Source organism: Rothia sp. HSID18067, assembly GCF_003989445.1.
Taxonomy (GTDB): domain Bacteria; phylum Actinomycetota; class Actinomycetes; order Actinomycetales; family Micrococcaceae; genus Rothia; species Rothia aeria.
In genome coordinates this window covers 17,866-31,366 of the sequence record NZ_RBMF01000003.1, presented here as the reverse complement: position 1 = coordinate 31,366, position 13,501 = coordinate 17,866, and the positions used below count along the sequence as shown (strand labels likewise).

Here is a 13,501-nt window from a genome sequence, read left to right as displayed (position 1 = left end):
AAAACCGCCGCTGGCACCCCTTCTGTTCAGGGGCGCCAGCGGCGGTATAACGTGAGGCAATACACGGGCTATATTTGCAATGTGCGGGCAAAAGATTCAAAGACGCACCGGCCCGCTAAACCCCGCACCTACAGTAGAGCCTTTACAAAGGCTGTAACTGCATTGGAGGGTCAGAGCCTTTCGTGCCTGGGGGTGGGTTCACCGCGGCGCGTGTACTCGGGCCGGTCCCGTTTAAGGTTCACCCCGAACTCGCGGCGCATATCGCTGACCGAGTTCTTGTACCAGCGCTGACTATCGGAGGGGGTCACCGGCATGCTCACGCTCTTGCCGGGGAACGCATCATGAGTGACCTTGTAGTGGGTCTTGCCGTGCTCAACCGTGAACCCGTGGGTCTCAAGCAGTTTAATGTAGCTGGGCATATCGTTCGGGATTTTCACGCCGCGCTGGGCCTTCTGCCCGCTGAGCCGGGGCTGATTGTGCGGGGTGGGCCGAGTACCCGGTGAGGCAGAAGCCTCCGCCACACTCAGGATGGTTTTACGCACCGAATCGACGATCACCTCGTACCCGTTGAGCCGGTACCCGGTGCGGGCGCTGTGCCCAGGGACCGCTGACACCTCAGAGTCGATACTCTCCAGCACCAGAATCAGCTCTTCTTCGCGCAGCCCCAAATCCTTCATATGCTGCTCAGCTGCCTCGGCCAGCGAGTATTTGCCGACCATCCCATCGTCAATTTTCCGTAGCGACATAATGGCTGAGCTGTTGTGGGTGAGCACCACCCGGTACCCCAGTTTTTTGCTAGTGTACACGGGTACCTCGTACCCGTTGTTATGGCTGGTGCTGTATTCGGCGTCGGGGTCGTTAATGATGTCTAGCAGCAGTGCATACCCCAGGTTTTCCCGCATCATATAGTGCTTCAGCCCGGGGGTCACCCCGTAGTTGCGTTCTTCCTCGGGCACGCCCGCATAGAATTCCTCTTCAAGGGACGCCCAGTGGGCTTCCTCTTCGGCGCGTTCTTTTTCCACCTGGATGAGGGGGGTCAGCTGGGCCTTAGGCATTTTAATGGCGGAGGGTGTGGGCACCGCCGAGAACGTATTGAGTGCTCGCGGGTGCTGCTTGGCGAAGAGCGTGGCAATCTGCGGGAGCACCTCAAAATACAGGTTGAGCAGGTCGGCATCCAAAACACGGTCTTCGGTGAGGGCGCTGTGCCCGGCGGGGGAGAGAAGGTCCCAGTCGCCGTCCTCATCAGTGTAGGTGTAGGTGGCGTAGGGGGCCATCTTCTGCAGTGCTTCGTAAAGTTCTTCGGGCACGTCGAGTGTGTAACCGGCCATGACTAGTCCTCTTTCAGGGGTTTAATGGAGCGGATGGTGCGGCCGTCTGGGGCAACGAACACTTGGTACTCGTCGTCGCTGTAGACGGTCAGCCACGAGGGGGCCGGGTCCACGCTCTTAGGTTCTTCAATGATGCGGATAACGCGGTTGTACGGGATGCTGCGCATCACCATGTAGTGTTCTACGGCGGGGGCGAAGGTGTACGGCAGTTCTTCTTCGCTGGTGTCGTCTAGGAACTCGTTGTAGAAGTCGCGTTCGTCTTCAACGTTCAGCACCGTGTTCGAGCTGGTGTTCAGCTCCACCCGGTAGTCGTCGTAGCGGTAGTGGGTGGTCCAGCCGTTGATTTTTTCGGGTACCCCGCAGTCGATAAACCGTTTAATGTCTTCGTAGTCGAGGTTGAGCTCTTTAATGTGTTTGAGCATTTCGGGCCGGATCTCTGGGTATTTCGAGCCGGGTTCCTCCGGGCGGTGCCGCGTTTTATGCAGCCTGTGCAGCAGCGAGTCTCGCTTAGTGCCGCGCAGGTAATATCGGTCGCCGAGGGTTTTGCTGAGCTGCTCGGTATCGAGCAAATCGGTGTGTTTCTCTTGGCCCACTGTGTAAGGTTCGATAGCTTCCACCTCTTTGAGTGGCCACACCCTTTCTCCTGCGGCTGCTTCCCCATGCCGTGCGCCCCGGGACGGCTTAGTGGCGTAGTATGCGGCGATGGCTGGCGGCTTGTAGGTGAGCGGTTTGAACTTACCTGCTAGAGCGGTGGGGTTTGGGATGGGGCCGGTGGGGGTTTTCGGCTCAGCCTTGGATACTTCCGCCAGTTTCGGCAGCGGTGAGCTGGGCGGCTGCGGTATTGGCCGCGTAATATTTGGATGGTTCCGCTGCTGTGCTTCGGCGACGGCGGGCTTTGGGGCGGTAGGGGTGGGGCGAGACGGGGTAGGGATGGGGCGTGAAGTTTGCTGTTTTTGAGGGTTTGTATCTTCGGTACGTTGATGTATTTCTGCTGAAGTATGATAGTCGGTTTTTTGGGATTTTGTATCTTTTATCTGTTGTGTAGTATTCGCTCGGGAAAACGGTGTTTCGCAAGGCTCACTACGCGGCAGGAAATTTTCTTGAAGAATCGACGCCATTGTGCGTATGAGTAGTTTTGCGTCCGGCTCTAGCGGTGCGCACGGGCAGGCGAGCTCCGTTTTATGGGAATCATATACGGCCCAATGCGAGCATTTTGGGGTGGCTGGAAAAACACTAAACTTACCCAGTTGGGCGATTTCTGTGAGCTGGCGAGCTATTACTCGCGGTATGAGCAGGGTGGTTGTAGCCACTGCTACCTCCTAGGGCGTGTAGGCATACTGGTTGCATTCTTGCGTGGATATAAACTTAGGGTTGTGCTACTGTCGTCGCTGCCCTAGAGTTTTACCTCATACCAGGACGACACCGGAAGTGGTGCTGTCCCATACACCTCGCGCCTTATCGTGATGCGAGGGCGGTATACCAAACACACTTTCCAGGGTAACTTTTTTGGGGTTCTGTGGCTATGAAATCGGCTCATAGCCAAAAAATAGTTTTTCCGATAGGTGCATAGTACGGTCTTTTTTACAGATTTGGTGGCAAAACTGTGCATTCGCCACCAATTTTTTCCTGTGTAACTGTTGCAGGTTGAGCTTTTCCGGTGCATCTTCTTTCGTGTTCTTTCGTGCGCTCAGATTTTCCGCCGCAACAGCAAGGGAGAGGGGTGGTTTCCTGGGCTGTACCGCTGCCGCTGCTCACTTCACGTTTCTTGCGGGAGGGCGCACTCACACCCTTTCGTTATCGAAACGTAACTTTTGACGAGGTTAAAGAAGTAAAGCCAGTACTGCACGAACTGGCATCTGGTGAAGCAGTCGAACTTATGTGGATGGAGCACCGACCCTTTTGTTGTGCCGTCTTGCGCCTCAGAATGCGGTGGCGCTACCGGTGTTCCACAGGTGCAGTCGTGCGTTGGGTGGGCATCAAAAAAGCCCTTCCTGATGAAGAGGAAGAGCTTTCACAGTGTGCGCCTGGAGGGATTCGAACCCCCAACCTTCTGATCCGTAGTCAGATGCTCTATCCGTTGAGCTACAGGCGCATGTTCCGTGGTTTGAATTTTTTCAATCCGTCGCGGCAACAGGTAATACTCTACGGGATTCCTTCACACACTGCAAGTTGAAATTGAGTGTATTGGCTCACAATTAAGAACGGCGGTTTTCTTCCCCGGCGTACCCGCTCTGTCGAGCCGCACAATCCCCTGGATGCTCACTCCCGTTGCGGTGTTGGCATCCTGTCCGCCTGGTGCGGTATCGCCCCAGGTCAGCGCAATATTTTGCCTCTGCGCGGCGCACGTACCGGCAAAAAATATGGGATACGTATCGCAAACACCCCAGATGTTCCACACAACAAAGGTATATGCGCTATTCTGTAAACACACGAGGGAGTGGAAAATTTCATCGGCGTGCGAGCCCCTCGGCCCTGTGCGCCGCTGTTATTTAACCGCCCCAACCAGTCAGACGCGCCTGGCCAGCGAAGGTGCCCGGCATACAAACTCAAAGGGGAATAAAGTCAATGACTGATATTTCACGCGGAGCTCTTTCCGCAGAGCTAGAAAAAGACCTGCAGAACGCACCGACCACCCATGCCGGTCTGCTTGAATGGGTGCGCGAGGTTGCAGCCCTCACCGAGCCCGACCGTATCTACTGGGTTGATGGTTCCGAAGAGGAATACAACCGGCTCGCCCAAGAACTGGTCGATGCAGGTACCTTCGTACGGCTAAGCGATCATGAGTTCCCCAACTCGTATGCAGCGTTCTCCGACCCCGACGACGTGGCACGTGTGGAAGAGCGCACCTTTATCTGCTCACAGACCGAAGAAGGTGCTGGCCCCACTAACAACTGGCGTGACCCCGTGGAGATGAAGCAGACGCTCACCGGCCTTTTCAAAGGCTCGATGCGCGGGCGCACCATGTACGTCATTCCTTTTGTCATGGGCTCTTTGAAAGCGAAGAACCCCAAGATGGCGGTCGAAATTACCGACTCCGCCTATGTGGTGTGCTCAATGCGTATTATGGCAACTATCGGCAAGGATGTGCTCGCGAAACTGGACGAAACCCAGGGCTTCTTCGTGAAGGCGCTTCACTCTGTAGGCGCTCCGCTTGAGCCCGGGCAGGCAGATGTGCCCTGGCCCTGCAACCCCGAGAAGTACATTGTGCAGTTCCCCGAGACCCGCGAAATCTGGTCCTTCGGGTCGGGCTATGGCGGCAACGCGCTGCTGGGCAAGAAATGCTATGCACTGCGTATCGCCTCGGTTATCGGTCATGATGAGGGCTGGATGGCTGAGCACATGCTCATCCTCAAGGTCACCAACCCCGAGGGTGTTACCCGCTACATCTCCGCCGCATTCCCCTCTGCCTGCGGTAAAACCAACTTCGCGATGATGGACCCCACCATCGACGGCTGGAAAGCCGAAATGGTCGGCGACGATATCGCGTGGATCGAATTTGACGAGAACCACCAGGCTCGCGTCGTTAACCCCGAGGCGGGTCTTTTCGGCGTGGCACCCGGCACCGGTTACTCCACTAACCCCAACGCCATGAAGGCAATCTCTAAGGGCAACACTATCTTCACCAACGTGGCGCTCACCGATGACGGCTCCGTATGGTGGGAAGGCAAGACCGACGAGGCACCCGCGCACCTGACCGACTGGACCGGCAAGGACTGGACTCCTGAATCGGGGCGTCCCGCAGCGCACCCCAACTCGCGTTTCTGCACCCCCGCATCCCAGGTGGATATGCTCGCCCCCGAGTACTACGATCCTGAGGGCGTGCCGCTGAGCGCCATCGTGCTGGGCGGTCGCCGCAAGACCACCGTGCCGCTGGTCTCCGAATCCGACAGCTGGGAACAGGGCGTATTCCGCGCGGTCACCCTCTCCTCTGAGACCACAGCAGCCGCAAAGGGCGCCGTCGGCGTGGTTCGCCGTGACCCCATGGCAATGCTTCCCTTCATCGGGTACAACGCGAGCGACTACTTCCAGCACTGGATCGACCTTGGCAAGAAGCATGGTGCCGAGAACATGCCGAAGGTCTACTACGTGAACTGGTTCCGCCGCACCCCCGACGGTGGCTTCGCATGGCCCGGCTTTGGCGAGAACTCCCGCGTGGTCAAGTGGATCTTCGACCGCCTCGACGGCAAGAGCGGCGGCACGCAGACCTTCCTGGGCACCGTACCCACGAAGGAAGACCTCGACCTGACCGGCCTGAGCATCAGCGATGAAGAACTTAACGCGGCACTCGCTGTCTCGAAGGACGAGTGGGTGGCTGAGCTGCCCGGCATTGACGAATGGCTGGCGAAGTTCGGCGATAAGCTCCCCGCAGAGGTCAAGGCTGAGCGTGACGCACTGGCGCAGGCGCTTGAGAACTAAGTAACTCTTCATCCCACGCGCGGCACCTCAGCGAGAGAACAGGGCAGAAACCTGTGGTCTTGCCGAGGTGCCGCGCAGTGCGTGCGGGGCACCTGATGGCTGCACACGCACATGACACAAAACCTTGCAGGATTGTGCCTTGGGCATAACGGCGGTACCTCGCCTGGGGAGCCGGTACCTGTATTTTTCGTATAGTGTGAAGAGCCTCGGTGCCGGATTATAAAAGAACTGTTGCGCTAAAAGGCGCGGCACGCTGGGGTGAATCCCACGCCCACGAAATTATGCGGAATATACTATATGTATAAAGCATAAAAATTGGGTGCCGGTGCAGAAAGCCGGGATGGTTAGGCAGCGGACCCTAATTTTTTTCACGGTATGGTCGGGGCTACAATTCCCACAGATGACTATGGCTAGCGCCACCTTTAATAGTTTTTAGGGTGATCTTCCAGCCCCCATACGAGAGGAGAGAACGATGCGGCTTACAGCCTTTTCAGACGTATCGTTACGCATCATGATGCTTCTCTCTGCCTTAGACCCTGATCAGAAGCTCTCTACCCAAAAAATTGCTGACGGCGTGGGAACCCCCTATAACCATGTGGCGAAGTCGGTGGCATTCCTGGTAAATCAAGGCCTGCTACAGTCCACCAGAGGCCGCTCCGGGGGTGTGCTGCTCTCAGCGAAAGGCCGCCAGGCAACAGTGGGTCAGGTACTCCGTACCACCGAGGGGGATATCCCCATGATTGAGTGCGAAGATCAGGACGGTAACTGTCCTCTCGATAGTTTCTGCCGCTTACGGAACGTGCTGGCGGATGCGCGTGAGGCATTCTACGCGGCGGTGGATGATGTGGTGATTTCGGATCTTCCCGGCCCCGCCAGGCCTGCCGGGCCTGTATTTGTGGAGCTTGGGTTGGGGCCGCTGGCTGCGAGTTTTGACCGCGAAGTTCTCTAAACCTCTTATTATCAGCGTCGTGGCGAGGTTCTGCCGCCCGGTAAGCACAGAGCCGCCTGTTATTGTCTGACCCCGTGTAGTGCGCGGCAATAAGCGTGAAACATGCAGCGACTATATGAAAAGAAACCCTGCAGTTATTTCACCTGCTGCGAACTTAAAGAAGTATTTCACCTGCGCTTCTAAGTAACCGTTAGTTATTATGCCGAGAAATATTCGTATACAACATATAAAAAGTGTGCGGGGGCAGATATATAAAACTGCGGGTATTTCTGGGCGCTCCCACCAAAAGCAGGTTCCAAGGGAGCCCTGCGTGCCCCTGTCAGAAGTGCTACCGTGTAAAAGGCTTTACGTGTAAAACGTTTAAGGCGGATTTCATCATTTACGGAAGAAGGCACCTATGCTCTCTGAAAAGTCACGTCCCATTATTGAGGCAACACTGCCCATTATCGCCGACCGTATCGGTCACATTACCCCTGACTTCTACGAGCGGATGTTCGCTGCCCGACCCGATTTGATGGACGGCCTGTTCTCCCGTTCTTCTCAGCTTGAGGGCACCCAGCCGAAAGCACTTGCCGGGTCTATTGCGGTTTTTGCCTCCTACATTGTGGAGCATCCCGACTCCTACCCCGATGAGGTACTTTCCCGCGTGGCGCATAAGCACGCTTCTTTGGGGCTGCAGGAGAAAGAGTACCCCACCGTCTACAAGTATCTTTTTGAGGCGATTGCCGCAGACCTGGGCGAAGCAGCAACTGAAGAGGTCGTGGACGCCTGGAGCGAGGTGTACTGGCTCATGGCGAACGCCCTCATTAAGATTGAGAGGGGCCTGTACGCGTCCCAGGCGAATAATGTTACCCACGCGCCCTTCAAAGTTGTTGATCGCCAGGAGACCGGCGATAACGTGGTTGTGCTGACTTTTGAGCCTGCCGATAACACCCCTATGACTGAGGCGAAAGCAGGCCAGTACATTTCCATTATTACGAAGGCACGTGATGGTCTGCGCCAGCCCCGCCAATACACCCTGCTTCCGTCCGATAAAAACCAGCGCCGTATCGGCGTAAAGCTCGACCCGAACGGCGAAATGACTTCGATCATTCACGGGCTCACGATTGGCGATGTTGTCGAGATTTCCAACCCTTACGGTGACCTCACCCTGGAGGGCTTCGGCTCTGCGGATGCACCCCTCTACCTTTTCTCGGCGGGTATCGGCGTGACCCCTATGATTAGCTTCCTCAATGAGCTGATTGAATCCGGCTCGCAGCGGCAGGTGACTGTGGTTCACGCCGACCGTCGCATGGATACATGGCCGCTGCGCGAGGAGATGACCGCGCTGGTTGAAAAGCTCCCGCACGGTAAGCTCGTCACGTTCATGGAGGATGAAGAAACCGGTGATTATCGCGGCCGCGTGGACATTGCGAAGCTGGGCGTACCTGCGGAGGCGAACGTATACCTGTGCGGCCCGCTGCCGTTCATGAAGGGCGTGCGTTCCGCTCTCGTGGATGCAGGTGTACCGGCACAGAATATCAATTACGAGATCTTTGGACCGGACCAGTGGATGCTGCGCTCATAAAGGCTGCTTTGGCGCGTAAAAGTTTGGATACAGAATAGGACGCGCCAGGGCTGTAAGGCGATCGTATAACCCGGCACCAATAATGCATAGAAGAAGGGCGGATACCGATAATAATCGGCATCCGCCCAAAATAATGGAGTTCAGAGAATTACTGGCGCACCAGAGCCAGAATCTCGTCGCGCACGCGCTCCATTGTGGGGGTATCCGGTGCTTCAAGGTTCAGACGCAGGAACGGCTCAGTGTTGGAAGGCCGCAGGTTCGCCCACCAGCCTTCTTCGGTGTTGGTGAAGGTAGTACCGTCGGAGTCCTCGACCTCTACGGGCGCGCCAGCGTAGTGCGCGCGTACACGGTCCACAGCGGCTGCCTTGTCCTCAATCTCGGAGTTGATCTCACCGGATGCCACATAGGGGGAGTAGCTGGCGCTGATCTCGGAGAGCGCCTGGTGACCGCCGCCGAGAGCCGCGAGCACATGCATCGCGGCGAGCATACCAGTGTCTGCGTTGAAGAAATCCTTGAAATAGTAGTGCGCAGAGTGCTCACCGCCGAAAATACCGGATTCTTCAGCCATGACTGCCTTGATGAAGGAGTGACCCACACGGGTTTTCACGGCGCGCCCACCGAGCTTTTCAACGAGCTCGGGTACAGCCTTGGAGGTGATGAGGTTATAAATAATAACCGGCTGCTCAATGCCTTCCGCCTTAGCACGCGCGATTTCACGCTCTGCCACGAGCGCGGTAATGGCGGAGGGGGTGACCGCGTTCCCTTTCTCGTCAATCACGAAGCAGCGGTCGGCATCGCCGTCAAAGGCAAGGCCGATGTCTGCGCCGTGCTCAACAACCGCTTTCTGCAGATCGACAAGGTTGGCGGGTTCAAGCGGGTTAGCCGGGTGGTTCGGGAAAGTGCCGTCAAGCTCAAAGTAGAGGGGCACAATCTCAAGCGGAAGCGCGGGAAGAAGAGCATCCCCCAAGACGGCGGGTGTGGTCATGCCGCCCATGCCGTTACCCGCATCCACAACAACCTTGAGGGGGCGGATGCTGGAGAGGTCTACGAGCTGACGCAAGTACTCGGCGTAGGCTTTGAGAACGTCCTTTTCGGTGACAGCGCCAGGGTTCTCAACGGTAGGAATGGAGCCTTCGTCAAGGTACTTCTGCGCAAGATCACGAATATCGAAAAGACCGGTTTCGGAGGATACAGGAACAGCCCCGGCCTTAGCCATTTTCATGCCGTTGTATTCGGCGGGGTTGTGGCTTGCGGTGAAAGTAACGCCTGCCGCATTCTCAATACCGCATGCAAAGTAGAGCACATCGGTTGAGATGAGACCGATTTTTTGGACGTTTGCGCCGCGTGCGGTGGCACCTTCAGCGAATGCATCCATGAATTCGGGGGAGGAGGGGCGCATGTCACCGCCCACCAAAACGGTCTGACCAGCCAGGCCGAGCACATCAACGAAAGCGGCGCCGGTTGCACGCACAGTTTCGTGGGTAATAGTTTCGCCGACGATACCGCGAACATCGTAGGCTTTGAACGAGTCATGTAGATTGATAGTAGTCACCCCCTCATTCTAACGGGAAGGCCAACTAATATCCCTCTATAATTGGGGAAGAAACGCTGGGAATTCCATAGATATTGTAGGTTTTCCATCACTCAGTTTTAGGCCGTCAGGGTGGTTCGTGAAAGGATATGCACGCGCATGGGCGAAATTTTCCGTCTGAAAAATAAGATTCAGAACTATGCATGGGGTTCGCGCAGCATCCTGGGCCGTATGCGTGGGGTGCCCGTGCCCACTGACAAGCCCGAGGCTGAAGTGTGGGTAGGGGCGCACCCGGCCGCCCCGTCGGTTGCCACCGTTGACGGCTTTGAGCAGCAGCTTGACGAACTGGTTGCTCAGCAGCCCGGCAGGTTCCTGCGCCCCGACCGGAACAGCGACTGGTTCCCGTTCCTCTTCAAAATCCTGGCGATTGACGCCCCCCTGTCTATCCAGGTGCACCCCACCGACGAGCAGGCCGCCGCAGGGTTCGAGGACGAGCAGGCCCGTGGCGTGCCCCTAGATGCACCGCACCGCAACTACAAAGACCGCTACTCCAAACCCGAGACCGTGATCGCCCTCACCAACATGCGGGTGCTCACCGGTGTGCGCCCCGCCGAGCAGCTCAAAAATCTTGCCCGAGCATTCAATGCGTCCTGGCTGGCGGACAGAGCGCACCTTGCCCCCAAAGAGCTGCTGACCGCCATTATTCGTATGCCCGAACCCGAAGCCGCCCAAGCCGTGGATCAGCTGGCGGCCACCGCCCATAAACTCGCGCAAACACGGCGTAAAGCGGCCCCCTCCGTGCTTGACGCTATAGAGCTGGTGAACCTGGTAGCGCACAAATACCCCGGTGACCGCGGCCTGCTGGTGGCTTTCGTCATGAACCTGGTGCACCTAGCACCCGGTGACTCCGCCTTCACCCCCGACGGGCAGGTGCACGCCTACGTCTCGGGGACCGCAATCGAACTCATGAACCCCTCCGATAACGTCATGCGCGCCGGGCTGACCCCCAAACATATTGACACCGAAGAACTGATTCGGGTGCTGGGCGACTCCCAAGACGCCCCCGAAATTCAGCGGCCCACCCCCGATAACGCCGCCGTAGGCGAGTACACCATGTGGGATGAGCGGATGAGTGTAACCCGCATCCGGGTGGCGCCGAAAGAAACCATCGACTATGTCTTTGAAGGAACCTCAGCGGCACTGGTAGTGGACGGGACCATCACTATCACCATTGCTGGTGCCGTCACCGGCGCAGGCCAAGACTACACCCTTGGCGGCACCGAATCCGTACTGCATGCGGGGGACCCCACCCCCGTGACCATCACAGGCAGCGGTGAACTGTACATCGCCCAGTACGTATAAGGGCGGGCACGCCACGGCAGGGCGGGGCCCAAAAGCAGGCAAATAACCACCCAGTGGTGTGTTGCGGGTCTCCATATCAACCGGGATGCGTTACAATTCCTAAAAACTATCCTGCCCAGAAACCATGCCACCACCGTAAGGAATCACCGTGAAAATCATCCTCACCGTCACCGGCATCGACCACGAAGGCATCATCGCCGCCGTCACCAACACCCTCGCAGAACGCCACGTGAACGTCCTCGACGTCTCCCAAACCATTATGGGTGAATACTTCACCATGATCATGCACTGCTCCTTCGACGAAAACGAGCAGAACCTCATCGACCTGCAAGAAGCCATGATCCCCGTCGAACACGCACAAAAAGTTCAGATCCGCATCCAGGCAGAAGCGATCTTCAAAACCATGCACACCATCTAACGCGCCCAAGGGACCCCAACCGCATGATGAACGACAACATCCTCGAAACCCTACGCATGATCGAGGAAGAAAAACTAGATATCCGCACCGTCACCATGGGCATCTCCCTGCTCGACTGCGCCGACTCCAACGGCGCGGTAGCCCGCCAAAAAATCTACGACAAAATCACCTCCAGCGCCAAAAACCTGGTGAGCGTGTGTGAAGGAATCGAAGCCGAGCTGGGCATCCCCATTGTGAATAAACGCATCGCCGTCACACCCATCGCCGTCATCGCCGGAGCCAGCAGCGAAAACGACTACATCGAATACGCCCGCACCCTCGACGCCGCCGCAAAAGCCGTGGGCGTGAACTTCATCGGCGGGTTCAGCGCACTCATCGACAAAGGCGCAACCCCCGCCGACAACACGCTCATGAACTCCATCCCCACCGCGCTCGCCGAAACCGACGTGGTGTGCTCCTCAGTAAACATTGGCTCCTCCCGCGCCGGCATTAACATGAGCGGCGTTAAACGCATGGGTGAGGTGGTGCGTGAAACCGCCGACCTCACCGCAGACACTAACGGGTTCGGGTGCGCCAAACTCGTGGTCTTCGCCAACGCCGTGAGCGATAACCCCTTTATGGCTGGCGCATTCCACGGCGTGCAAGAAGCAGACACCACCATCTCAGTGGGTGTCTCCGGCCCCGGCGTGGTACACCGCGCCCTCCACAAAGTACGCGGGGCACGATTCGACGCATGCGCCGAAGCCATTAAACAGGCAGCCTTCAAAATCACACGTGTAGGGCAGCTGGTTGGCAGCCTCGCCGCCGAACGCCTGGGAGTGTACTTCAACATTGTTGACCTCTCACTAGCCCCCACCGCCGAAATCGGGGACTCCGTGGCGCACATCCTCGAAGAACTGGGGCTGGAAACCGTGGGAACCCACGGCACAGTCGCAGCGCTTGCCCTGCTCAACGATGCGGTGAAAAAGGGCGGGCTCATGGCCTGCTCGCATGTGGGCGGGTTATCTGGCTCATTCATCCCAATCTCCGAAGACATTGGCATGATCGAATCCGCTGCCGCAGGGCATATTACGCTCGATAAGCTAGAAGCAATGACCGCGATCTGCTCGGTTGGGCTGGACATGGTCGCAGTACCTGGTGACACTCCCGCCGCGACGCTTGCCGCCATGATCGCCGATGAAGCTGCAATCGGCGTGATGAACCACAAGACCACCGCCGTGCGCGTCATCCCCGCCGTCGGTCTAGGGGTGGGAGATACCGTCGAGTTCGGTGGGCTGCTGGGGCGCGCCCCGATCATGCCGGTACATACACCATCCTCAGAGGCGTTCATCGCCCGCTGCGGCAGGATCCCCTCACCGGTGCACGGGTTCAGAAACTAGGGGAGCAAACGGAAGAGGGTTTCTTTATCCGTTCTCCCTCTGCAGAGGTGTTGGGCTTATGCTAAAGGTTTCTGAATAGTTTCCCTAGCCCAAATGAATGCCCCTCCTACCTCAGGTAGCACATATCAGGCGGTGAAGATGAAGGCTACCATCGATCAATGGCAGGGGACGCGCAGGCATGAGGAAACCTTTGATATAAAATCTCAGGAAGAACTCACCGAGACGCTGCGGCGACTAGATTCAAAGGTACATACAGAATTAATTCTTCACAGAAGAATTGATGATGATTATTTAACTATCTCTGGCGGTCGTGGCACCTATCTAGTTTTCGGGCAGGAAGCGCACAGCGAAGGACAGCTGAGAGGGTTTAACTTATTGTGCCCAGAAGGCGAAGAAGTGAACTCTATAGATACAGAGAATATGAAAGCCGGCGGGCAGTATGGGCCATATGAGGTTAATATGTTATCCCCGAATACCTGGCGTTTAGCTGTGTGAGGGAATATTTTAGGCTCGGTGGGATTCCATGCGACGATAAAAGTTTCCCTTGGGAA

At 57.1% G+C, this 13,501-nt stretch carries 10 protein-coding genes and 1 tRNA gene; 7 read left to right on the top strand and 4 right to left on the bottom strand.

Features of this window, described 5'->3' with window-relative positions; genetic code table 11:
* Window positions 1-170: 170 nt before the first annotated feature.
* The 3 genes from D8M23_RS08905 to D8M23_RS08895 form a co-directional block, all read right to left on the bottom strand.
* Complete coding sequence (locus tag D8M23_RS08905; RefSeq protein ID WP_126854498.1) at window positions 171-1,328, bottom strand: hypothetical protein; 1,158 nt, start codon at window positions 1,326-1,328, stop codon at window positions 171-173.
* Between the two features lie 2 nt (window positions 1,329-1,330).
* Window positions 1,331-2,638, bottom strand: coding sequence for a hypothetical protein (locus D8M23_RS08900; RefSeq protein ID WP_126854497.1), 1,308 nt, complete (start codon window positions 2,636-2,638; stop codon window positions 1,331-1,333).
* A gap of 709 nt (window positions 2,639-3,347) precedes the next feature.
* A tRNA-Arg gene (locus D8M23_RS08895) sits at window positions 3,348-3,420 on the bottom strand.
* Between the two features lie 473 nt (window positions 3,421-3,893).
* Between D8M23_RS08895 and D8M23_RS08890 the strand changes: the two genes are divergently transcribed.
* The 3 genes from D8M23_RS08890 to D8M23_RS08880 all read left to right on the top strand — a co-directional run bounded on the left by D8M23_RS08890 (window position 3,894) and on the right by D8M23_RS08880 (window position 8,260).
* A complete protein-coding gene (locus tag D8M23_RS08890) occupies window positions 3,894-5,744 on the top strand; it encodes a phosphoenolpyruvate carboxykinase (GTP) (RefSeq protein WP_126854496.1) in 1,851 nt (616 codons plus the stop codon).
* 472 nt (window positions 5,745-6,216) lie between these two features.
* Window positions 6,217-6,693 (top strand): RrF2 family transcriptional regulator, encoded by a 477-nt coding sequence (locus tag D8M23_RS08885; RefSeq protein WP_037236993.1) that lies wholly within the window; start codon window positions 6,217-6,219, stop codon window positions 6,691-6,693.
* A gap of 397 nt (window positions 6,694-7,090) precedes the next feature.
* Complete coding sequence (locus D8M23_RS08880; RefSeq protein ID WP_126854495.1) at window positions 7,091-8,260, top strand: FAD-binding oxidoreductase; 1,170 nt, start codon at window positions 7,091-7,093, stop codon at window positions 8,258-8,260.
* 148 nt (window positions 8,261-8,408) lie between these two features.
* On the opposite strand, the gene D8M23_RS08875 is transcribed toward D8M23_RS08880, so the two are convergent.
* On the bottom strand, window positions 8,409-9,812 hold the full coding sequence (locus D8M23_RS08875) for a phosphomannomutase/phosphoglucomutase (RefSeq protein ID WP_126854494.1): 1,404 nt from the start codon (window positions 9,810-9,812) through the stop codon (window positions 8,409-8,411).
* A 138-nt stretch (window positions 9,813-9,950) separates the two neighbouring features.
* Between D8M23_RS08875 and manA the strand changes: the two genes are divergently transcribed.
* The 4 genes from manA to D8M23_RS08855 all read left to right on the top strand — a co-directional run bounded on the left by manA (window position 9,951) and on the right by D8M23_RS08855 (window position 13,445).
* Window positions 9,951-11,153, top strand: a complete 1,203-nt coding sequence (manA, locus tag D8M23_RS08870) for a mannose-6-phosphate isomerase, class I (RefSeq protein ID WP_126854493.1) — start codon at window positions 9,951-9,953, stop codon at window positions 11,151-11,153.
* Between the two features lie 148 nt (window positions 11,154-11,301).
* Window positions 11,302-11,571 carry an ACT domain-containing protein gene (locus D8M23_RS08865; RefSeq protein WP_006887639.1) on the top strand — a complete coding sequence of 90 codons (270 nt, stop codon included), beginning with the start codon at window positions 11,302-11,304 and terminating at the stop codon, window positions 11,569-11,571.
* A 23-nt stretch (window positions 11,572-11,594) separates the two neighbouring features.
* Entirely contained in the window at window positions 11,595-12,950 is a 1,356-nt protein-coding gene (locus D8M23_RS08860) for a PFL family protein (protein ID WP_126854492.1), read from the top strand.
* A 138-nt stretch (window positions 12,951-13,088) separates the two neighbouring features.
* On the top strand, window positions 13,089-13,445 hold the full coding sequence (locus D8M23_RS08855) for a hypothetical protein (protein ID WP_126854491.1): 357 nt from the start codon (window positions 13,089-13,091) through the stop codon (window positions 13,443-13,445).
* Window positions 13,446-13,501: the final 56 nt, after the last annotated feature.